We start from the raw sequence: 23,192 nt of genomic DNA, 5'->3' as shown, positions 1-23,192 counted from the left end.
ATAGACATAATATATTTTGAATATTTCCCTCCTTTTTTAAACTTTATCATTTATTATAACATATATAATTTTAATATGCACATTATATAATATAAAATACCTTATTTAAAAGTTGTATTTATCATTTAGTTATTGTATAATATTGTAAATACTATTTAAGGAGTTTTTTTATGGGTAATGAAATGCTTGGATTCGCATTAATATTTACAATACTAGGATTAGCTATTCATAAATTTAAGTGTTATTGGCTAATTTCAGGTTATAATACTGCTAGTAAAGAGGAGAAAAAAAGTGTAGATATAAAAAGTATAAGTAAAATTCTTGCTAAATCTCTTTATTTTTCATCAATACTTTGCATAATATCTTACTTAATTAATTTAGTCTACCCTCTTCCAAGAAATTTATCTCCACTTATTGCCTTAATTCCAATTATCTTAGGAATATTAAAAATGGGGAATTTAAAATTAACAGATAAATCTGAAAGTATTGCTATTGCAATATTAATAATACTATTTTCTATTTTAGCTTCATTAATTTAACTATTTTAAAATAATAGAAGGCAACTATATTTTCTATATAATTGCCTTCTATTATTTACTTTATACTTCCAAAATTATTAAATGGATATATTCTTAACTGAGCTTTTCCTTTTATATCTTTTTTATCTATATAAGGATTTTTCCATCCTCTAGAATCTAAAGAGTTTGCTCTATTATCTCCTAGAAAGAAGTATTTATTTTCAGGTACTTTAAAAATCCCAAAATAATCATCAGGATATTTTACATAATCTTCATCTATAAGTTTACCATTTACATATAATTTTTTCCCTTGTATATTTATTTCATCCTTTGGAAGACCAACAAGTCTTTTTATCATATTTTGATTTTCTTCCTTATTGTAAAAAACTAAGATATCTCCTCTTTTTAGATTTTCTAAATTGTATATTTTGGTAGCTAAAAACATATCTCCTTCATTTATAGTTGGTTTCATAGAACCTGTTGGAACCTCAACTTTAAATATTAAAAATTTGTTTATTAATATAGCAAGTACAATGGCTATACAAATAGAAATTACCCAATCTTTTATTAAACTGCTGCTCATAAATTTTCCTTTTTATACCCCTTAGCTATTTTAAATTTAAATTACTTCATTCTTTATTATATCATCATAGCTCTCTCTTTTACATATAATTCTAATTTCTCCGTCATTAACCATAACAACAGCTGCCTTTGGTATTTTATTATAATTATTTGACATTGAATATCCATAGGCTCCTGTGGACATTACTGCAAGCAAATCTCCACTTAAAACTGATGGAATTTTTATTGCCTTTAATAATATATCTCCTGATTCGCAGCACTTTCCTGATATTGTTACCTTTTCATTTGAATCATATATTACTCTATTTGCCACTATACATTCATATCTAGCATTATATAAAGCAGGTCTTATATTATCTGTCATACCTCCATCTACTGATACATATTTTCTTATTGATGGAATATTTTTTATTGAACCAATTGTATATAATGTTATTCCTGCATTACCTGCAATTGACCTTCCTGGTTCTATTATAAGAGTTGGCTTTTCTAAATTAATTTCTTTGCAGACTTCATCAACTTTATTTAATATAGCATTACAGTATTCTTCTGTTTCCTTAGGCTTATCTTCATTACTGTAATAAATTCCAAAGCCACCACCTAAATCTAGCTCCTTAATTAAATATCCAGTTTTATCTTTTATTCTTTTAATTAACTTAATCATTATTTCTGCAGCATCTTCATAAGGAGCTATCTCAAATATTTGTGATCCTATATGACAATGTAATCCACATAGATTAACATTTTCTAATTTTATTGCCCTTTTAATAGCATTTATTATATTATCTCCAACAGGTGCAAAACCAAATTTAGAGTCAATTTGTCCAGTTTTTATATATTCATGAGTATGTGCTTCTATTCCTGGTGTAATTCTTAAATATATATTTTGAATTCTGCCCTCTTTTTTTGATATTTGATTTAATTGTTCTATCTCAAACAAATTATCAACTACAAAAGTTCCAACTCCTAATTTTACTCCCATATTAATTTCTTCTAATGTTTTGTTATTTCCATGAAACAACACTCTTTCAAGGGGGAAATCAGCCTTATAAGCTGTGTAAAGTTCTCCACCTGATACAACATCTAAATAAAGACCTTCCTCTTCTACTAATTTGCACATTGCAAGAGTTAAAAAAGCTTTTCCTGCATATGCAACTTTATTTCCCCTTTCTTTACATTTGAAAGAAGTAAAATATTTTCTACAATTATCTCTTAATAATTCCTCATCCATAACATATAAAGGAGTTCCAAACTCCTCTGCTAATTTTGTAGTTTTTACTCCACCAATTACCAATGTATTTTCTTCTGTTTTCATATTACCAAATAGTTTCATAATGATTCCTCCACTCTATTTAAGTAAAACAAAACGCCACAGAAAAATCTGTGACGGGTAATAGCGTGTGATTTAAGGTAAATTACTTACAAAAATATTACCCTCACAAAATTTGTAATAGGTGAATAATCATATGTAACTTTTCCTCCTTGTAGCTCTCCACGTTATGTGACAGTGATGCATATATTATACACACCACCAGCTAAATTATATTTGCTTATAATTTAACTTCGGCCAATTTTCCTTTCATCTTTTATCTTAGTTTGCAAAACTCCAAAAGATTACTCTTAATTTCAGCGCCTCTACCCTAGGTTCGTTTCCTTTTTATTATATTATATTAAGTTTTTTTATTAATGATAACATATTTTTACTAAAAAGCAATACTTTTTTAAAGTTAAACCTCTGTAAAAATAAATATATTTAACTATTAAAATTCTTATATTATATTTTTCTTTCTCTATAAGAATCCATTATATCTCCTAATATTTCAGCAGATGATGGTGGTGTATAGCTTATTGCATTAGCTCCTGCTTCTATAGTTTCCATTATACTTTCTTCACTTGATCCACCTGTTGCTATTATAGGAATTAATGGATAGTCTTTCCTTATTCTTCTTATTATTTTTGCTGTATCTTTTCCACCAGATACATTTATTATTGTTGCACCTGCATTTAATCTTTCTTCTATATTTGCATCTTCTGAAACAATTGTCACTATAACTGGTATATCTATTGTTTTTCTTATTCTAGTAATTATACTATTAGCTGTTGGTGCATTTACAACAATTCCAATAGCTCCTTTAAACTCCGCATCAAGTGCTAAGTTAACAACTCTTCTTCCTTGAGTTATTCCTCCACCTACTCCACAAAATACTGGAACATCTGCAGCTGTTATTATGGCTTCAGTTATTTTTGGCTGGGGGGTAAAAGGATATACTGCCATTATAGCATCTGCATTTGTATTTTTTATCATTGCAACGTCAGTAGAAAACATTATTGATTTAATTCTCTTTCCAAATATTTTTATTCCACTACATTTTCTTATTGCAGCTGGCGCTTCAATTATATGATTTCTTAAAGTTCCTAATATTTCAGGTACATATTTTTCATTATCCTTTTTCATTATTATCCCTCCACGAGTTTATTTACTTTTACACTATATTATAGCTCCAACTTTACTTTGTGAAAACATAATATTTAGAATATTTTTAATTATTTTTATAGCTAAAATTGGCATTTATGTAATATAATATTTAAAAACAATAAATTTTAATAAAAGAGGTGAAAAGACTGTGATTGAAAAGAAAAAACTCTTCTTACCATATAAAATTTTGTTGGTTATTTATTTATTTTTTATAGTTACAGCCTTTATTGTTAATTCACCCCATGAAATATTTAGTGGTTTGAAGAATATAATTTTAACTCCTGATATATTAATTACTGATTATATTGAAATTGGAGGTATTGGTGCTACTTTAATAAACGCTGCACTAACAAGCATAATAAGTATACTTATACTAGTTTTTGTAGGTATAAAACCAAATGGATCAACTATTATGGCTTTATGGCTTATGACTGGTTTCTCTTTCTTTGGAAAGAATATACTTAACATATGGCCTGTTATGTTAGGTGTTTATTTATTCTCAAGATATCAAAAACAACCTTTGTTAAATTACACGTTAGTTATGCTCTTATCTACTACTCTTGCTCCAACTGTAAGTCAACTTAGCTTTACTTCAGATAACTTAACTCTAGGACTATTGTCTGGTTCAATAATTGGAGTTATTATAGGATTTATATTAACCCCAATAGCAACTCACTGCATTTCTTCCCACGCTGGCTATAATCTATACAACATAGGATTTGCCTGTGGACTGCTTGCAACTATATTAATGTCTATATTTAGAGCTTTAGGTATAGATTTTGAGACTCAATTAGTGTGGAATACTGATTATAATAAATTTTTTCTCATATTTATTTTAATAATATGTATCTACTTAATTTGTGTTGGTATTTATTTTGGACAAGATAAGAAAAATAATTTAAATAAAATAAAAAAACAATCTGGAAAACTTGTATCTGATTTTTATATACTATTTGGAGATACTACTTATATAAACATGGGTATTCTAGGAATATTTTCAACTCTATATTTGTTATTAATAGGTGGAGATATAAATGGACCAACTATTGGAGGTATATTTACTATAATAGGCTTTGGATGTTTTGGTAAACATTTAAAAAATATTATTCCTGTTATGATAGGGGCAACTCTTGCTGCTATTTTTAGCGTATATAAACTTTCAGATCCTGGAGTATTACTTGCAATACTTTTTAGTACTTGTTTAGCTCCTATTTCCGGAAAATTTGGTTGGAAAGTTGGAATAATTGCTGGAATGCTCCATGTTGCACTAGTTACAAATGTAGGTTATTTACACGGAGGATTAAATCTTTATAATAACGGTTTAGCAGGTGGATTTGTAGCTATGATCTTAATACCAACTGTAACTACATTTAAGAAAGAGGTTCGTACTGATGAAATTTAAAACTGAAAAAAATCTTAGAATAATAAATGAGTTAATGTCATTTTGTTATCATTTTTCTTCTAGGGATATAAGCGTAAATATAAAAACTGTTAATAATAAATCTACAATAACAGTTGATGCTTTAATTTATAAATTTCCTAAAAATGACTATGACAACTTAATTCAAACATTAAATATCCCTCGGCAACATGAAGTAGAACAATACTATTGGCAGCTTGGTGGAGAAAGTGAATTTGATTGTGAACTTTCTTTAGTTGGGATGATGGTTGATAATGCTAAAGTTCAATATGAAAATAATATCCTTCACATTGAACTTGAAAGAATTGAAACCTCATAATTTCATAAAAATTTTAAACTATATTTTTAAATTGATCTTTTAAGATATAGGGAAAATATAAAAAGAGATGATTAAGCATTTACTTTTAATTTAGTAATTTGCTCAATCATCTCTTAATTATTCTCTTAACTTAATAATTTTTTCAACAACTTTACTGCCTATTTTATCTTCTTTCATTTGTCCTAGGGCATCATTTATTTTAACCCATCCAATACCCTCAACTTCATCAGATTTATTTATTTCACCTTCACTATAATCTGCCATGAAAGTTATCATTAACAATTCTTTACCTTTTACAAAGTCAGAGCCTAAATATTTTATATTTTGAACCTTTATTCCTGTTTCTTCAAGAACTTCCCTATAAACAGTTTCTTCAGCACATTCATCTTGATCTACATATCCAGATATTAGCACTTTAGAATTTTTATATATATAACTTTGCTTTAATAAAAGAATTTCATCACCCTTAATAACACCAACTACAATACAAGGTCTTGGTGTATCAAAATATAATATATCATCTTTAGGACAATATGGTACATATCCCTCATCCCAGCAATTAAACATTTCTAATTTCCTTCCACATTTTGGACAAAATTTATATTTCATATATTTCTCCCTCTTACAAATAACATCAACTGTCTCTATTATAAAATACACTTAAGGTTTTTAGAAGTATATTCTTTAAAAATTAACTTTAACCTCTTTATTTAATGTTATTCCATCTTTTACAACAATACATTCATAAACAAATATATCTACTCCACAATCCCTAGCTTCTCTAAGTGCCATTCCAAATTTCTCATCCCTTTTATCGTTAGGGGCAAAATCCTTCATATTATCCATTTGTAATAAAAATAAAACTCCTGCTCCCCTTCCACTTTTTTTAACTTCAATAAGTTCTAGAAGATGCTTTCTTCCCCTTTCTGTTGGTGCATCTGGAAAGGCAGCATGACCTCCTTCTTCTAAGGTAACTCCCTTAACTTCTAAATAATATTCTTCTCCTTTATCATTTGATAATTTAAAATCAAATCTACTATTCCCAAAAGTTTTTTCTTTTAAAATATTATTATATTCTGCTAATTTCTTTATCTTTTTATTTTTAAGTGCTTCAAAAACAACCTTATTAGGTATTTGAGAATCAATGCTTATAAGCATATCTCCTTTATAGACAGCAACTAAATCATAGGCTGTTTTCCTTGTAGGATTATCTTCTTTTCTCAAAAGAACTTTAACTCCCTCAATTAATATTTCCCTGCATCTGCCTGTATTTGGTACATGTACTGTAATTTCTTCACCATTTAAATTTACTACTGCATTAAATCTATTTGGTCTGCTAATAAAATTAGCTTCTAAGATGTCTTTATTGTATTTCATAATTATTCTCCTTTTATGAATTAATTTCCAAACTAATCACATTATTCACATACTTATCCACAATATTGTTAATTATGTGGAAAAGTTTTATTGCTATTTATTCTTCCTATACAATAGATTTTAATAGATAATAGTTATTTCTACAACATCCTTTATATTGATATTTTTTCTTATAACTTTCCATATCTTGTGCATAAAAAGTTTTCTTAAAACTCTGACAATTTCAACTAAGTTATCCACATTTCACCCTAAGTTATCCACACTATCAACACCAAACCCTTTGAAGCCCTATGTTATAAGGTTTCAACTATTGTGTATTACTTTCCCATTTAATGGAATTTAAACTTTTCTTTCTTATTATTTTTCAAAAAAACTCTCTTATTTTTAGCATAAAAAATCATTTTAATCTAAATAATAGTGTTATAAGATAAGGAGTGATGAATTTGGCAAATGGAAAAACAATGACATTCTTAGATGAAAATAACAACAAAATTGACTATGCTATTTTAGAACAATTATTAATATGTGGTTCTGAATATGTAGCACTAGCTCCAGTTAAATCACCTAATCATATAGAGATATTCAAAATTAAATTTGATAAAGACTGGAATGAATCATTAGAAGAAGTCTCCTCTGAAAAAGAATTAAATATGTTTAAAGAAGTTTCAAAACTAAAAATGTAATTTAGATTACATAAAAAATTACATTAAAGGTAAAAAGGCAAAATGATAAACTTATAATTAAAGTGTTTATCATTTTGTTTTTTATTTTGGAATAGATAATAAAAATTCTGTGAAAAATTAAGCAACTCTCTAATGTCTATCTAAAGTCAACATTGAACTAAAACATCCCATAAATCTTAAAGAAATCTTATGATTTCCTTAAATTATTAATAACATATAATCCACTATATTGTATTATATAGTACTGAATTGTATACTATAGATATGAAATATTTTACAGAAAGGTTCCGATGATATGAATACTCAACTAAAAAAGGGTGTATTAGAACTTTGTGTTCTTTCAGTTCTTTCATCTAAAGACTGTTATGGATATGAATTAATTAATAAAATTTCTAAATATATATCTATTTCTGATGGAACAATTTACCCTATTCTTAGAAGATTAACAAAGGAAGGTTATTTTACTACTTATTTAAAAGAATCAATGGAAGGCCCTCCAAGAAAGTATTACAGACTTACAAATCTTGGATATGAGTACAAAGAAGATTTAGAACGTGAATGGTTAGAATTTCAAAATGCAGTTAACAATATTATAATTGGAGGTTATAAAGGTGAATAAAAACGAATTTTTATCTATACTAGCTGATGGATTAAAAGACTTTCCTGAAAAAGAACTTGCAGATATTATATTTGATTACCAAGAACATTTTACAATTGGCTTATCTAATGGAAAAACAGAACATGAAATTATAGATGAACTTGGAAATCCTTATGAAATAGTAAATCAATATAGAAATGCTTATTTAGAAAAAATTTCTAACTTAGATGATGAATTTAATAATACTTCTGATGATTATCATTATACAAAAGACAATAATAATTTTTATAAAGAAGTAGATTATGAAATAGTAGATACTGATGACAATACTAAAACTGGCTCTAATGATAATACTTCTAAAGATTCTAATGATAATAAAACTTTTAAAAAACATAATTTAACAAGTAAAAGCATATTAAAAATTGTTCTAATAGTAATTTTATGTATAATTTTTAGTCCTTTAATCATAGGTGCTGGATGTGCTTTAATAGGAATATTCATAGGCATAATTGGTATGTTTATAGGATTAATATGTGGTGGTTTTGCTTTTACTGTAGGTGGCCTTATTGTTATTCTTAGTAAATTGGGACTAGTTGTCATAGGTGCTTCTAATATTCCACGATTTATTACTGAGTTTCCAGATAGCGTACTAGTATTATTTACAATAGGTTCTATTGCCATAACAATACTATTTATTATGCTTATTTATTATTTTCTTAAGTGGTTAATAATTTCATTAATTAGCTTATTTAAAAAACTTATAAAGGGGGATAATTAATATGAAAAAACCAATTATAAAAAAGAAATTTAAAATAACAATGTTAGTTCTCCTTCTAGTAGCAATTTTTTCTTATATAGGAGCATTTTTCTCCTTATATCATAGCAATTATAGATTATCTAATTATAAAGATGAAGCCGTTAAGTTATTTGGTGTTAATGGATCAGTTTTTGATTTTTCAACTTGGTTTGAAAATCATAGTTCTACTAATGAATTTATTAGTAAAGACCTAACTAAAGATATTAAAAATATAAATATACACTCAAACGCTTCTATTATAAGAGTTGTTAAAGATGATAAAAACTCTAATAAAATATCAGTAGAATATAGTTTATCTGGACCAGAAAGCGTAGTTAATTCTATCAAAAAAGATAATATAAAATTCAAAAAGGAAGGAGATTCCTTAAACTTTAATCTCTCTAATTTAAATAGTAATTTAAGCAGTTGTTCTATAACATTATATATTCCAACAAATTATAATAACAATATAAATTTAAAAACAAACTCTGGTTCTATTTATGTTGATTCTGTTCATTTAAATGAGTTAAATACAGATGTAGACTCTGGAAATATTGATTTATATAACATAAATTGTAATAAAATTAATATTAAAAATAAATATGGTGATATAACCTGCAATAATATTAAAACTAACAACTCAAAGTTTGAAAATGAATCTGGCAACTTACACATTAATGGCTATTTAGGAGATTCAAAAGTAAAATCAAATAATGGTAATATTGATATAAAATGTACTAAGCTAGGTGAAAATACTGAAATCAATAATGAAAATGGTAATATTTATTTTGGAGATTTAAACACTCTAAATAACTTTGATATTATTGCAAAAACTGAACTTGGAACTATAAGTTCATCAAATTCTAAAATCACTAATGATAAAAAAGTCACCTTTGGAAAGGGAAAAAGTCATATAATTATAAAAAATAAACGTGGTAATATAACATTTTAAAAATTTTTAAATTAATAATATATATATTCCTTCTTTAATAGTAGAATATTAATATAATATTTTACCTTAAAGGAGGTTTATTTTTTTGAAAAAGAAATTTATCATAATATCATTTGATGCTGTTGATACAAATGATTTTAAATATATAAAAGAACTACCTAGTTTTAAAAAACTTATAAATGACGGCTCTTATTCTGATTCTGTTAAATCAGTTTATCCATCTTTAACTTACCCTGCCCATTGTTCCATTGTAACGGGAAAATATCCTTTAAATCATGGAGTAACAAATAATATAAAGCTTCAACCTAATAGAAAAAGTCCAGATTGGTTTTGGAGTCAAAAATATATAAAAGGTAAAACTATATATGATGTTGCTAAAGAAAAAGACCTTAGAACTTGCTCATTACTTTGGCCAGTTACAGCAAAATCCAAAACTCTTAATTTAAATTTACCTGAAATATTTCCAAATAGACCTTGGGAAAATCAAATTTTAACCTCTGCTTTAAATGGAACATTATTTTTTCAATTAAAGGTAAATAAAATGTTTGCTTATCTTAGAGATGGACTTAAACAGCCTAATTTAGATAATTTTACTTTTGAATGCCTAATGTATGTTTTAAAAAATGATTTAGCTGATTTTATATTAGTTCACCTTACAGATGTAGATAGTCATAAACATGAATTTGGAACTAAATCTCCTGAAATTATTAAAGCTTTAAACCGTCAAGATGATAAACTATCTAAAATAATTAAATTTTTAGAGGATAATAATATATATGATTCTAGCACATTAGTAGCCCTTGGAGATCATAGCTTTAAGGATGCAAACTATGTAATTAAACTAAATAAGCTTTTTATTGATAAAGGTTATATAAAAGTTAATAAGGAAAATAAAATAATTTCTTGGGATGTTTATTGTAATTATTGTGATGGCTCAGCTTACATTTATATAAATGACAATATATCTAAGGATTCTATTTATTCCTTAATTAAAGAGTTTTCTAACACTCATAATAATTGCATTAAAACTATATATACTAAAGAAAAAGCTTCTTCACTTGGAGCTTCTAACCAATGTGATTTTATGCTTGAGGCAAATGATGGTTATTATTTCATAAATTCAATTCATGGAGATATTATTGAAAAGACCCTTGGAAATCATGATATTGCAACCCATGGATACTTACCTGATGATTCTAGTTATAAAACTATGTTCATTATAAAAGGGGAAAATATTAAAAAGAATAATTATATAGGAGAAATGAATTTAGTAGATGAAGGAACTACAATCTTTAATATGCTAAATTACCCCACTACCAATTGCGATGGAAAGGTGTTAGATATATTTTTATAATAAATTTTTTGAATAAATTATTTTGAATTACTTAAACTATTAATGTATCAAGTGGAGGTGCATTAATATGAATGATAATATGATTGGTAACTTACCTGAAAATATTAATAAAGAATCAAATTCTCCTAAAGCTGATGCTAAAACTATAACTAAGGTTGTTAAGCACGGAAGTAGAATAGTTGGTTATGAACTAGAAAATGGTCACCAAGTAGATAAATTTGCAGCAGTTGAAATGGCAAAAAACGGTGACATCAAAGGTGTTGGAGTTAGTGTTTCAGCCAAGGGAGAAGAATATTTAAGGAGCCTACCTGATGATAATGAATCTAACAACTTACGTAATTTGCCAACAATAAAAATTCAATCATAATTATAACTTTAACTACTCAAAAAGCTGTTGTATTAAATAATTAGTACAACAGCTTCTTTCATAAAATCATATTATTTCTAAAAAATTCTACCATTTCATCTAAGCATCTTTTTGATTCAGGAAAAGTTTGGTTTAATTGATATACATGCCATAATTTCCTATGACTTTTATCAAAAAAGAGCATTTTATATTTAATTTCCCTTTTAATAAGTTCCTTTTCAATAAGCACACTTTCACAATAAACAGGATCATTTTCTGTAGTTGTTATAAAGGTTTTAGGAAACTTTTCTGTCATATTTTTTATAACAGAAATTTCTTTAATCTTATTAGAATTAACAACATCCTCACAATTATAAAGCATTTTTGCAAATCTTTTTATAAATGGAACTTTTAAATTATAACAAGAGCTAAAATCATTAAGTCCACATAAAATACCTATTGCCCTTAAACTCTCTTTAAAGGAAATCTTTATATTATATTTTTTATTATAAAGATTATACATTTCCTTATTGGAACATAATGCACCTATTAACCCTGTTATGTGGCCACCTGAAGAATCTCCTGCAATAAATATATTATTTATATCTCCACCATAAAGTTCTCCATATTTATATACCCAGTTAGCTCCTCTTACACAATCTATTATTGATGCTGGATGAGGTTTAACTTCTGTTAATTCATAGTTTATATTAAAAACTACAAATCCTTTGCTAGAAAGTATTTTGCAAAATGTACTATATATACTTTTATCACCTACTGCAAAGCCACCTCCATGATAATATATTAATATAGGAAGATGTTTTTTCATATCTTTAGGCTTGTGTATATCAAGTTTGCAGTTTGCTCCAAATAGATTATAAGTAATATCAAATTCTGAAATTATTTCCTTTGGTTCTTCTACTCTTTTATCATTATAAGATACAACTACTTTATTTAAAGCTTTAAAGGTTTTAAATATTATACTATTAGCACACTTTTTGTTAACATCCATAAATATAAGACACCTCCTATATTTATATTGTTCTAGCATAGGATTTTTAATACAGACTTTTTAAATAAATAGATTTGAACTAGAATCTTCAGCTTCTCCTAAATAGTAGCCTACTCCTCCAAGCTTTACTCCATCTATTAACTCCTCTTCCTTAATTCCCATTACATCCATAGACATTGTACATGCAACAATTTCAACTCCATTGTCTATTGCAGCTTCTATAAGTTCTTCTAATGATTGAACATTCTTTTTCTTCATTATTCCTCTAATCATTTTTGAACCCATTCCAAACATATTCATTTTTGATAATCCAAGTTTTTTACTTCCTCTTGGCATCATCTTCCCAAAGACTTTTTCAATGAAATTTTTATTTACATTCATTTTTTCTTCTTTTCTTAAAATATTTAATCCCCAAAAAGTGAAAAACATAGTTACTTTCTTTCCCATTGCAGCTGCTCCATTTGCTATTATAAATGAAGCTATTGCCTTATCTAAATCTCCACTAAATACAACTATTGTTTGTCCATTTTTCTCATTACCCTGTGAATTTGTCTTTTCTAAGGAATTTTCCATTTCATTTTTATTAATTCCTTTTATAAGTGAAGCCTTAATTATTCCCTTATCTTTATTAACACTTACTAAAGTATTTTTTGTTTTCTTAGCCCATGCTTCTATATCTTTAAAGAATCCTGGATCTGATGCAGTTACATTAAGACCTTCACCCTCTTCCATCATATCCATAGTCATTTTAACTTGCATTAATGGTCCTGGACAACAAAGTCCCTCCGCATTAAGTTCTCTAACTTTCCTATCTTTCATCATATCTACAGCAGCTTCTAAACTATTTACATTTTCTTTGTTATCTAGATTTTCATTATTTAATTCCTTAGCCTTGTATCCATAAGTTTTGTAAGATTTATATCCTCCAGATAAATTTTTTGCTTTAAAACCATGTTGTTTTAATATTCTCTCGCCAATCCAACCTCTAAGTCCAACAGCACAATAAACCCATATTTCTTTATCCTTATCAAGTTCTTCTAATCTATCTCTTAAAGTATTAAGTGGAATATGAATTGCACCTTCTATCACTCCATTATCTACTTCAATATCTTCCCTTACATCTAATAATATTTGTTTATCTTTATCAAAGTTTTCTAAGTCTTCTACAAATATTAAATCAGTTAATCCATTTGCTTCATTTTCTGCAATAAATCCTGCCATATTTTCTGGTGACTTAGCTGATAAAAATGGTGGTGCATAAGCAAGTTCTAAATCCTTTAAATCTTCCATAGTTCCCTTTAACTTAATTACAGTTGCCATTACATCAATAAATTTATCTACACCTTCAACTCCAACTACTTGAGCTCCTAGTACCTTACCTTCTAAATCATATAATACCTTTATTGATAATGGTTTAGCTCCTGGATAATATCCTGCATGAGTCATTGGATAAAGATAAACCTTTTTGTATTTAATTCCAAGTCTATTTAAAGTTCTCTCATTATTTCCTGTTGCTGCCCCTACTAAATCAAATACCTTTATTATTGAAGTTCCAATAGTTCCTTTATAAACTGAATCAATACCTGAAATATTATTAGCTATTATTCTTCCTTGCCTATTTGCAGGTCCAGCTAATGGAATATATGCAGTTTTCCCATTTACTAAGTCTGTCACTGCTACTGCATCACCTGCTGCAAATACGCCATCCTTATTAGTCCTCATATGACTATCTACTATAATATGACCTCTTTCACCAAGTTCAATTCCACTATCTCTTAAAAAATTAGTATCAGGAGTAACACCTATAGCAGATATAACAATATCTCCATTTATTTCTTTTCCACTACTTAATATAACATCTATACTATTTTCCTTATCCTTAAATCCTTTAACCATATCATTTAAAATAATAGAAACACCATTATCATTCATTTCCATTTCTAATAGTTCTGATATTTCTGAATCAAAGGGAGCTAAAATATGTGGTGCTGCCTCCACTAAAGTTACATTAATTCCTCTATGAACTAAATTTTCTGCTATTTCAATTCCTATAAATCCGCCGCCAATTACAATAGCATTTTTCACATTTTCATTATCCACTTCTTTTTTTATTCCATCCATATCATTAATATTTCTTAATGTATGTATTCTTTTACTATCTTTTCCTTCTAAATTAGGTTCTATTGGTTTTGCCCCAGGTGATAATACTAAATAATCATATTCTTCTTCATATACTCCACTATCTTTAGAATTAACTTTTACTTTTTTATTTAAAGTATCTATTGAAGTAACTTCACTATTTATTCTTACATCAATTTCAAATCTGTCCTTCATTTTTTCTGGACTTTGAAGTATTAAATTTTCTCTCTCTTTAATAACATTTCCTATATGGTATGGTAATCCACAATTTGCAAAAGAAATATACTCTCCCTTTTCAAAAATTATTATTTCTGCATCTTCATCTAACCTTCTAAGTCTTGCTGCTGTTGATGCTCCTGCTGCAACTCCACCAACAATTAAAACTTTTTTCCTACTCATAAATTTTCCCTCCTTAAAATTTATTTTTTATATATTAAGTAATATTTTTACTATTTCAGCTATTTCTTTGTTCTTAATTTTATAAATAACCTCTAATCCATGTCTTTCCCCTTCTATTATTCCAACACTTCTAAGTTTTTGAAGATGTTGAGAAATTGTTGACTGAGGCATATCTAAACATTCCTGCATAAAGTTTACGTTGCAACTTTCCTTTTCCATTAATCCTCTAACTATACATAATCTAACTGGATGAGCTAGAGCCTTTAAAATTTCTGCTTTATTTTCTAATTCTTTATAATTATTATTCATAAGTTCACCTTCTAAATTATTTATTTATCGTTATATCGTAATATTACGATATAACGATAATAATGTCAATAAAAAAATCATTCTAACATTAATTATTAGAATGATTTTTTATATTAATCTAATATTTGTTCTGGATTTAATCCTCCTAATATAGCTTGTAATACTTCTTTATCATTTTGAATTTTCCACTTGCCATCTTCATTTTTTACCTTTACTACTACTTTGGTAGTACTCATAGGAGTTGTTTGATTTTCTAAAGCACTTATAAATGCTTTATCAAAATTATTTCCTACATCATCTCCATTTAATCCATTACCATTTAAAGTATTTTCATTAAAATTAAATGATTGAACATTTTGCATATAATTATTATAAATATAAGTTCCATTAAGTGCTGTTACTTCTGTTTCAACATCTATTTCTTTTCCATCTTTTTTTGAACTTAATATTTTATATGATATTTTGCTACTCCAATATTTTAAAGCTTCTTGTCTATTTTTATTATAGCTTTCAAACTTAAGTATTGATTTTTTTAGTAATCCACCATCTTCAACATATTCATCAGCCTTCTTTAAATCCATTTTTTCATATGCACTAAAAAAATCTTTAACACTATTTTCAGCCTTTGTTTTACTTCCACAGCCAACTAAAGATACCATCATAAATATCCCAATTAGTGGTAATATAATTTTCTTCATTCTTTAGTATCCTCTTTTCCTTTAATCTAAAAATTTAGTTTTTCAGGATTAAGACCTCCATAAAGAGCCTTCACTAAATCTTTATTCCCTATAATAAACCATTTATCATCTTGTTTTTTTAAATTAATATCAACTTTATTTGTTACAATTTCATTGTTTTTACTTTTTATAAATTCAATTAACTTTTTATCATATTTATTGAAGTATTCTTCCTTCTTATCTTTATCTTTTTCAGATGATGCCTTTATTCTTAATTCTTTTAAATTTTCTACATATCCTTTATATATCTTTTCTCCATCTAATGCAGATATTTTAACTATAACCTTTCCTTCATCTCCATTTTCTTCAGAAGATTTTATTTCATAGCCAGTCTTTTCAATCCAATATTTTATAGCTTCTTTTTCACCATTAGTAAAGTTATTATATCCTTTAGCTTCTATATTCTTATCAACTAATAAATAACTCTTAGCTTTTTCAAAATTGCCTTTTTTAAAATCTGCAAAAAAAGCATTAACAGTATTTTCTGGAATATTTTTATTAGTTTTTTCCTTTACTTCTTTACTTCCACATCCAATTAAAGCAAACATAATTCCTAGCGATAATATTATTGCCGTTAATCTTTTCATATAACTTTCCTCCCCATTTTATTTATCTTAATTATACCAACTATTATTAATATGGTTATATTAGTTATATATTTATTAACATTAATTTTACTTTAATTTGTATGCTTATACTTTTAAAACAATTAATTTGTATTATTCTATTCTTCTAAATTATCTATAATATCGTCTATTTTCTTTATTGCTTTTTCCTCTGCTTCCATTTTTGAATCTCTATCAAAACCAGTTCCATCAATTAATAATTCTTTAAACTTTTTTATTCCTAAAAATTTCATTATATCTTCCACATATTCAACACCTTGGCTAATCTTGCCTCTAAGAATCCAAGGCACTATTCCACCTGATGATTGAACATAAATCATTTTTCTCACTTTATCATCTAATGTACCCTTTATTTTATTTTCATTTAAAATCATAGTTTTTCCTGTTTGAATTATACAATCTATATATTCCTTTAAGGGAGCTGGAAAAGATAAACTCCACATAGGAGCTGAAATTACATAAATATCTGCTGATTTAAACTGATCACATAACTCATTAATTCTATCAACTTCCTTTTTATCCTTTTCATCTAATTTATCATACCCATCTTTGTCTATTATGCAATTCCTATCTTTAAAGTACTTATATTCTAGCCTTGGAATATGATCATCATATAAATTCACCTCTTCTAAAACACATCCTGGATTAACATTTAATAGCTTATTTACTAACCTTCTAGCTACCTTTCTACTTGATGATTCTGATTCTGGCTTAGAATTAACAATTATATATAATAATTTCATAAAAAACACCTCTTTCAAATTTTTTAATATTCTTCATTAAAGTTTGTGTTATTATAAAAATTACTATACTTATTTATTTCGCAATATTTTAAAATAATGCTAATTTTATATATAAAACTAGTAAAATAGATTCTAAGGAGTGATTTAATTTTGAATTATTTATTTAAAATATATTTTATAATTATAAATTTAATAGGATTTTTTTCTATGTTTATTGATAAGGAAAAGGCTAAAAGACATAAATGGAGAATTCCTGAAAACACACTTATTTTTATCTCATTAATTGGAGGTAGTATTGGAAGCCTTATTGGTATGTATTTATTTAGACATAAAACAAAACATTTTAAGTTTAAGATTGGTATTCCTTTTATATTATTTCTTCAATTTATTTTAATATATTATATATTAAAATAAGACTATGTCTTATTATTATATTGATTTTTAGCTAAACTTTTTTGAATTACCCAAACTCACAAAATATTGCTTTAAGGTATTCTTGTAGTTTTAGCTAAAAATCAATATTCAATTAAAACATAGTCTAATCTTTTAATTTAAATTCTTCTATTATTTCTTCTTTTTCTTCATATTTTGGTCCTTTATAGTCATCAATAAAGTATAATGGTCTATCTTTTACTTCAATGAATATTCTACCAAGATATTCTCCAATTACTCCTAGGAATATAAGTTGTATTCCTCCCATTAGAAGCATTACACATATAAGACTTGAATATCCAGGTACATCTGCACCTAATATTAATGTTTTTATAATTATGTATATCATATAAATAAAAGAAAAAAATGCAATTATTACTCCAACAATTGTTGCAAGTCTAAGTGGAGCAGTTGTAAATGATGTTATACCTTCTATTGCTAAGTCTATAAGCTTTAAATAATTCCATTTAGTTTCTCCTGCAATTCTTGGATCTCTGTCAAATTCTATTGCTTTCTTCTTAAATCCAATTAAGCTAAACATTCCCTTTGTATATCTTTGTTTTTCTGGGAAAGCTCTTAAAGCTTCTATTGCTCTTCTGCTTAAAAGTCTAAAGTCACCAGTATCCTCTTGTATTGGTACCTTTGAAACTGATTGAAGTATTTGATAGAATTTTTTAGAAGTAAACTTTTTAAGCCAAGTTTCTCCCTTTCTGCTTCTTCTCTTAGCATAAACATCATCATATCCTTCTTCATAATATTTAAGCATATCAATTATTAATTCTGGTGGATCTTGTAAATCTGCATCAATTATAGCTACAACATCTCCTGTTACATAGTCAAAAGCTGCTCCCATTGCAACCTCTTTACCAAAATTTCTTGAAAGATTTACATAACATACTCTAGGATCTGTATTTCTATATCCTTTCACTATGTCTAAAGAGCTATCTTTACTTCCATCATTAACAAATAAAAATTCTAATTCATAATTAGGAATTTTCTTACCAAGTCCAACAAGTCTCTCATACAAATAAGGGAGAGATTCCTCCTCATTGTACATTGGTATTATTATGGACAATTTTTTCACTATTATAACTTCCTTTCTAAAATAGATAAACTATTATTATGCATATAACTATATTCCTCTAACGATTATATGTTATATTTTTCTATATTTCAATATAAATAATCATATACATTACTTAGATACATATCTAAATTCTTCTCTTATATTTTTAAGATTACCATATACTGTTATATTATCAAAGACCTCAAATACATAATCAGGAGTAGGGAATTTTATAAACTCTCCACCTTTATCAATATTTAAAACTTCTATTTCTAAATCTTTAAGTCCACTTTCTATTATACTCTTTCCAATTATATCTGCATCCTTAGATAAATAAATTTCGTATATTCCATATCCTTTATTATTAGTAATCAATGTAAAGTGTCTATTATTCAGTTTATCCCACAACTTGGATTTTAAAACATTACTTTCTATAGTTGATTCAATTTTTTCAAGAAGTGAAGATTTATGAATATAAAATGCTACTGCAATAAAAAATAATATTACTGCAAAAAATCCTATACTTGTTACTGTATCTGAAAGCATAGTTACAAAAAATGATATAAAAGTTGCAGTACTTACATAACTTATAACCATAAGCCAACTTGCAAGTTTTCTTCTTGTTGGATGCTGTACTATCATTTCGCTTTCTCTAGTTGTAAATCCTGTACTTGAAAGAAGAGATATAACTTGGAATTTTGCCTTTGTAATAGGCATTCCTGTCATTCTAAAAAGTATTGAAAAAAAATCTATAACTAAAAGAAATATTGTCATAAATAATATAAATGTTAATATTAAAACCATAGCATTTCTCCCCTAATCATTTTTTCTAGAATTTAATTATATAATATGTATCTTATTTTTATGTGAACTTCCTGTAAATTAAGGGTTTCTATTTAAAAATAGGCTATGTTTTATTTAAGTTTAAAACATAGCCAAAAATAGAATAAATATATACTTTAATTAATAGTTTTATATTACATAAGAGGTGCAAACACTCTAAATATAGCCGTTAATATTCTATTGCAAAATTTAACGTGCTTACAATCTTCTAAAGTTATTTTAGTACATTCATTTAATATTTTTAAGTAATCATCTTTTATTTCCATAACTGATTTTGTTTTATATAACCAAACTCCACATTCAAAATGAAGGTATAAACTTCTATAATCAAAATTTATTGTTCCAACAGTTCCTACCTTATCATCTGAAACTACTGTTTTTGAATGTATAAAACCTGGGGTATATTCATATATTTTTATTCCTGACTTTATAAGTTGTGGATAATATGCCTTAGTAACTATATGTGCATACCATTTATCCTCTATATGAGGAGTTATTATTTTAACATCCACACCACTTTTAGCTGCTAATGTTAAAGCCGTTACAAGTTCATTATCTATTATAAGATAAGGTGTACTTATATAAACATAATCCTTTGCCTTACTTATTATATTTAAATAAACATTTTCTCCAACAATCTCATCATCTAATGGACTGTCTCCATAAGGCTGAACATATCCATCACTTTTAAAATTCACTTCATCTTCTTTTGTATATTTAAAATCTTCATAATTAACTTTTTCTCCACTATTAAAACTCCATAATTGAAGAAACATTACAGTTAAATTCCATACAGCTTCTCCTTTAATCATTATAGAAGCATCCTTCCAATGACCAAATCTAACTTTTTCGTTTATATATTCATCTGCTAGGTTTGTTCCGCCAGTAAAGGCTGTATGTCCATCTATAACAGTTATCTTTCTATGGTCTCTATTATTTAATATTATTGAAAGAAATGGTACAAAAGGATTAAATACTTGGCACTTAATTCCCTTTCTTTTAAGATGCTCATTATATTTATAAGGTAGAGTTGTTAAACATCCCATATCATCATATATTAGTCTTACATCTACTCCTTCCTTTACTTTTTCTTCTAAAATATTTAGTATTTCGTTCCACATCTTTCCTTCATTAATTATAAAGTATTCCATAAATATGTATTTCTTAGCCTTTTTTAACTCTTCTATGAGTCTTTCAAAAAATCTTTCTCCAGGGGAAAGATATTCTGTCATTGTATTTTTATAAACTGGTGCCATAGCATATTTACTAGTATATTTAGCTTCATTAGCTATAGACTTATCTATTTGTTCTAATTCCTTTATTATACTTTCATCTTGAACTTCTACTTCTTTTGACTGATTGTATACTCTTTTAACTTTTCTTTTGAACCTATTGTTCATTTTCTTTCCACCAAATATTAAATAAAACAATCCTCCAAAAATAGGAAATAACAAAACTGGTATAGCCCAAGCTAATTTATAAGATGGGTTATCTGTTCTACTTACAATATAAATTACTACTAATACACTTATTATAAAAAAGAATACATACAAATATACGAAAGATTCACTAAGCTTCCATATTGCAAATATTAAAACAAGCAATTGAACAAATAATAGGAAGCCAACTATAGCCATTCTACTAAATAAAAAGTCAAATATCTTTCTCATATACTCCTCCTTAAACGCTATTTAAACTTATTTTAATAAAATTTGGTATTTTGTCCAAGAGGAAAAATAATTCTAACCTTTGTTCCTTCACTCTTTATTGATTTTAATTCTAATCCTAAACCTAATTTATCACATAATGTTTTACATAAATAAAGACCTATTCCTGTGGATTTACCAAATATTCTACCATTCTCTCCTGTAAAACCTTTTAAAAATACCTTATTAATTTCTTCTTTTATTATTCCAACTCCATTATCTTCTATAATTAAAATAACTTTATTTTTTTCTTTTTTAGTATATATAGAAATTTTTCCACCTTTATTCGTATACTTTAAAGAGTTAATTATAATTTGATTTATTATAAATTCAACCCACTTTATATCGCTAAATACATAGCTATCAACTTCTGCAATATCTAATGAAATTCTTTTTTCTATAAAATCTCTTGAATTTTTCTTTATAACATTATTTATAGCCTTTTTAATGGAAAATTCTTTTACTATATAATCCTTATTAGCTTCATCACTTTTTGAATAATATAATACCTGCTCTACCATTTCATCTATCTTTTTTAATTCCTTGCCTATATTTTGAGTTACTTCATTTTTATTATTATCTATAATTAATTTAGATGATGCAATTGGAGTTTTTATTTCATGAACCCACATTTCAATATATTCTCTATATTCCCTTTGTTTTGATTTATAATGATTCACATGTTCATGCATATCTTTGTTTGTATCTTTTAAAACATCATACATTATTTTTCCTTCTATAAATGTTGGTTTTTTAACAACTTCTGGAAGTAAGAATTTTCTATCTAAATTTTTTGTTACTTCAGTTATATCATCAAAAAAACTCTTTTCTTTGAAAAATTCAAAAATTATATAAGAACTTAAAGGGGCAAACCAAATAAAAAATAAACCAAAAATTATTCCACTTCCAAAATTAAATAAAATCATAAACAATGTAACTATACCAAAAATGAACACATTCAAAATTAAAATAAGTCCTTTATCTTTTAAATACTCTAAAAACTTCATGGCATTATATACCCTAATCCCCTTCTAGTTTCTATTACATTTTCTACTCCAATTTCTTGAAGCTTCTTTCTTATTCTAGTTACATTAACAGATAAAGTATTATCATCCACATAATAATCTGAATTCCATAAGTGCTCCATTAAATCTTCTCTACTTACAATTTCACCTTTTTTCTCCATAAGATAAGATAAAATCTTCATTTCATTCTTTGTTATTTCTATTGTATTTTCTCCTGATGTTAATGTTCCCTTTGATAAGTCAACTTCAAAATTTTTATAAGATAACTTACTAGTTTTTTCTGACTTTCCATAGGTTCTTCTTAAAATTGCTTCAATACGGGCTAATAATATTTGAGTATTATAAGGTTTTGTTATAAAATCATCTGCACCTAAATTCATACTCATAATTTCATCCATATCACTATCTCTACTTGTAACAATTATTATTGGTATACTTGATTTTTTTCTAATTTCTCTACATATATGATATCCATCAAAATATGGTAAATTTATATCTAATAATATTAAACTTGGATTAGATTCTAATATATCACAAATTATATTTTCAAAATCTGTTGGTGCATAAACATTATAACCATACTTTGAAAGTAATTTTTTTAATTCTTCTCTTATAATCTCATTATCTTCTACAATTGCAATTTTAAACATAAAATCCCTCCCTTTTAAATTATTATATACTATAAAACAAAATAATAAGCTTAACTTTCTGTCAAGCTTACTATTTTTTATAAT

The 23,192-nt window shown here is 26.3% G+C and carries 26 protein-coding genes and 1 riboswitch; of the genes, 10 read left to right on the top strand and 16 right to left on the bottom strand.

Translation table 11 applies throughout. The features are described 5' to 3' along the window. Positions 1-170 precede the first annotated feature (170 nt). Positions 171-539, top strand: coding sequence for a DUF3784 domain-containing protein (locus tag J2S18_RS06985; RefSeq protein ID WP_307485007.1), 369 nt, complete (start codon positions 171-173; stop codon positions 537-539). Positions 540-594: 55 nt separating this feature from the next. Here the strand turns inward: J2S18_RS06985 and lepB are convergent, their stop codons facing one another. The 3 genes from lepB to J2S18_RS06970 all read right to left on the bottom strand — a co-directional run bounded on the left by lepB (position 595) and on the right by J2S18_RS06970 (position 3,555). After that, positions 595-1,101, bottom strand: coding sequence for a signal peptidase I (gene lepB, locus J2S18_RS06980; RefSeq protein WP_307485004.1), 507 nt, complete (start codon positions 1,099-1,101; stop codon positions 595-597). Between the two features lie 36 nt (positions 1,102-1,137). Then, positions 1,138-2,433 carry a diaminopimelate decarboxylase gene (lysA, locus tag J2S18_RS06975; RefSeq protein ID WP_307485002.1) on the bottom strand — a complete coding sequence of 432 codons (1,296 nt, stop codon included), beginning with the start codon at positions 2,431-2,433 and terminating at the stop codon, positions 1,138-1,140. Between the two features lie 144 nt (positions 2,434-2,577). Then, a riboswitch (Lysine riboswitch) is annotated at positions 2,578-2,746 on the bottom strand. Between the two features lie 128 nt (positions 2,747-2,874). Continuing rightward, on the bottom strand, positions 2,875-3,555 hold the full coding sequence (locus J2S18_RS06970; RefSeq protein WP_307485001.1) for a beta/alpha barrel domain-containing protein: 681 nt from the start codon (positions 3,553-3,555) through the stop codon (positions 2,875-2,877). A 169-nt stretch (positions 3,556-3,724) separates the two neighbouring features. Between J2S18_RS06970 and J2S18_RS06965 the strand changes: the two genes are divergently transcribed. After that, the gene (locus J2S18_RS06965; protein ID WP_307484999.1) at positions 3,725-4,978 is read left to right on the top strand and encodes a DUF1576 domain-containing protein; all 1,254 of its coding nucleotides are present in this window, start codon (positions 3,725-3,727) and stop codon (positions 4,976-4,978) included. After that, positions 4,968-5,315 carry a hypothetical protein gene (locus J2S18_RS06960; RefSeq protein WP_307484996.1) on the top strand — a complete coding sequence of 116 codons (348 nt, stop codon included), beginning with the start codon at positions 4,968-4,970 and terminating at the stop codon, positions 5,313-5,315. Before J2S18_RS06965 ends, J2S18_RS06960 begins: the two co-directional genes overlap by 11 nt. 117 nt (positions 5,316-5,432) lie before the next feature. Here J2S18_RS06960 and J2S18_RS06955 read toward each other — a convergent pair whose 3' ends face one another. Together J2S18_RS06955 and sfsA are read right to left on the bottom strand one after the other, a co-directional pair. Continuing rightward, a complete protein-coding gene (locus J2S18_RS06955; protein WP_307484994.1) occupies positions 5,433-5,924 on the bottom strand; it encodes an NAD(+) diphosphatase in 492 nt (163 codons plus the stop codon). A gap of 75 nt (positions 5,925-5,999) precedes the next feature. Then, positions 6,000-6,692, bottom strand: a complete 693-nt coding sequence (gene sfsA / locus J2S18_RS06950) for a DNA/RNA nuclease SfsA (protein ID WP_307484991.1) — start codon at positions 6,690-6,692, stop codon at positions 6,000-6,002. Positions 6,693-7,135: 443 nt separating this feature from the next. Between sfsA and J2S18_RS06945 the strand changes: the two genes are divergently transcribed. From J2S18_RS06945 to J2S18_RS06920, 6 genes are all read left to right on the top strand, one after another. Next, positions 7,136-7,375, top strand: a complete 240-nt coding sequence (locus J2S18_RS06945; protein ID WP_307484989.1) for a DUF1292 domain-containing protein — start codon at positions 7,136-7,138, stop codon at positions 7,373-7,375. 295 nt (positions 7,376-7,670) lie between these two features. Further along, positions 7,671-7,994, top strand: coding sequence for a PadR family transcriptional regulator (locus J2S18_RS06940; protein WP_307484987.1), 324 nt, complete (start codon positions 7,671-7,673; stop codon positions 7,992-7,994). Then, positions 7,987-8,751, top strand: a complete 765-nt coding sequence (locus tag J2S18_RS06935; protein WP_307484985.1) for a DUF1700 domain-containing protein — start codon at positions 7,987-7,989, stop codon at positions 8,749-8,751. The genes J2S18_RS06940 and J2S18_RS06935 overlap by 8 nt, the downstream gene beginning before the upstream one ends. A 1-nt stretch (position 8,752) precedes the next feature. Continuing rightward, positions 8,753-9,721, top strand: a complete 969-nt coding sequence (locus J2S18_RS06930; protein ID WP_307484983.1) for a DUF4097 family beta strand repeat-containing protein — start codon at positions 8,753-8,755, stop codon at positions 9,719-9,721. 85 nt (positions 9,722-9,806) lie between these two features. Then, positions 9,807-11,075 (top strand): alkaline phosphatase family protein, encoded by a 1,269-nt coding sequence (locus J2S18_RS06925; protein WP_307484980.1) that lies wholly within the window; start codon positions 9,807-9,809, stop codon positions 11,073-11,075. A gap of 67 nt (positions 11,076-11,142) precedes the next feature. Next, positions 11,143-11,442, top strand: a complete 300-nt coding sequence (locus J2S18_RS06920) for a DUF3892 domain-containing protein (RefSeq protein WP_307484977.1) — start codon at positions 11,143-11,145, stop codon at positions 11,440-11,442. Positions 11,443-11,500: 58 nt separating this feature from the next. Here J2S18_RS06920 and J2S18_RS06915 read toward each other — a convergent pair whose 3' ends face one another. The 6 genes from J2S18_RS06915 to J2S18_RS06890 form a co-directional block, all read right to left on the bottom strand. Next, positions 11,501-12,433, bottom strand: coding sequence for an alpha/beta hydrolase (locus tag J2S18_RS06915; RefSeq protein WP_307484976.1), 933 nt, complete (start codon positions 12,431-12,433; stop codon positions 11,501-11,503). A gap of 60 nt (positions 12,434-12,493) precedes the next feature. Further along, the gene (locus J2S18_RS06910) at positions 12,494-14,971 is read right to left on the bottom strand and encodes a DsrE/DsrF/DrsH-like family protein (protein WP_307484973.1); all 2,478 of its coding nucleotides are present in this window, start codon (positions 14,969-14,971) and stop codon (positions 12,494-12,496) included. Between the two features lie 27 nt (positions 14,972-14,998). Continuing rightward, entirely contained in the window at positions 14,999-15,280 is a 282-nt protein-coding gene (locus J2S18_RS06905) for an ArsR/SmtB family transcription factor (protein ID WP_307484970.1), read from the bottom strand. A gap of 113 nt (positions 15,281-15,393) precedes the next feature. Continuing rightward, positions 15,394-15,978 (bottom strand): LptM family lipoprotein, encoded by a 585-nt coding sequence (locus J2S18_RS06900; protein WP_307484968.1) that lies wholly within the window; start codon positions 15,976-15,978, stop codon positions 15,394-15,396. 26 nt (positions 15,979-16,004) lie between these two features. After that, positions 16,005-16,604 carry a DUF4878 domain-containing protein gene (locus tag J2S18_RS06895; RefSeq protein WP_307484965.1) on the bottom strand — a complete coding sequence of 200 codons (600 nt, stop codon included), beginning with the start codon at positions 16,602-16,604 and terminating at the stop codon, positions 16,005-16,007. Between the two features lie 137 nt (positions 16,605-16,741). After that, positions 16,742-17,386 (bottom strand): FMN-dependent NADH-azoreductase, encoded by a 645-nt coding sequence (locus J2S18_RS06890; protein WP_307484963.1) that lies wholly within the window; start codon positions 17,384-17,386, stop codon positions 16,742-16,744. 150 nt (positions 17,387-17,536) lie between these two features. Here J2S18_RS06890 and J2S18_RS06885 point away from each other — a divergent pair, with 150 nt between their 5' ends. Beyond that, the gene (locus tag J2S18_RS06885; RefSeq protein ID WP_370873772.1) at positions 17,537-17,800 is read left to right on the top strand and encodes a DUF1294 domain-containing protein; all 264 of its coding nucleotides are present in this window, start codon (positions 17,537-17,539) and stop codon (positions 17,798-17,800) included. Between the two features lie 124 nt (positions 17,801-17,924). Here the strand turns inward: J2S18_RS06885 and J2S18_RS06880 are convergent, their stop codons facing one another. The 5 genes from J2S18_RS06880 to J2S18_RS06860 form a co-directional block, all read right to left on the bottom strand. Continuing rightward, positions 17,925-18,902 carry a glycosyltransferase family 2 protein gene (locus tag J2S18_RS06880; protein ID WP_307484961.1) on the bottom strand — a complete coding sequence of 326 codons (978 nt, stop codon included), beginning with the start codon at positions 18,900-18,902 and terminating at the stop codon, positions 17,925-17,927. Positions 18,903-19,013: 111 nt separating this feature from the next. Next, positions 19,014-19,688 (bottom strand): cation:proton antiporter regulatory subunit, encoded by a 675-nt coding sequence (locus J2S18_RS06875; protein ID WP_307484959.1) that lies wholly within the window; start codon positions 19,686-19,688, stop codon positions 19,014-19,016. Positions 19,689-19,861: 173 nt separating this feature from the next. Further along, positions 19,862-21,397: a cardiolipin synthase gene (gene cls / locus J2S18_RS06870; protein ID WP_307484956.1), complete on the bottom strand. Its 1,536-nt coding sequence runs from the start codon at positions 21,395-21,397 to the stop codon at positions 19,862-19,864. Between the two features lie 32 nt (positions 21,398-21,429). Next, the gene (locus J2S18_RS06865) at positions 21,430-22,440 is read right to left on the bottom strand and encodes a sensor histidine kinase (protein WP_307484955.1); all 1,011 of its coding nucleotides are present in this window, start codon (positions 22,438-22,440) and stop codon (positions 21,430-21,432) included. Further along, positions 22,437-23,108, bottom strand: coding sequence for a response regulator transcription factor (locus J2S18_RS06860; RefSeq protein WP_307484952.1), 672 nt, complete (start codon positions 23,106-23,108; stop codon positions 22,437-22,439). Before J2S18_RS06860 ends, J2S18_RS06865 begins: the two co-directional genes overlap by 4 nt. Positions 23,109-23,192 lie beyond the last annotated feature (84 nt).

Source organism: Eubacterium multiforme (assembly GCF_030813415.1).
Classification (GTDB): Bacteria; Bacillota; Clostridia; order Clostridiales; family Clostridiaceae; genus Clostridium; species Clostridium multiforme.
Note: the sequence above shows the minus strand (reverse complement) of the source record. Positions and strands in the feature narration are given on the sequence as shown.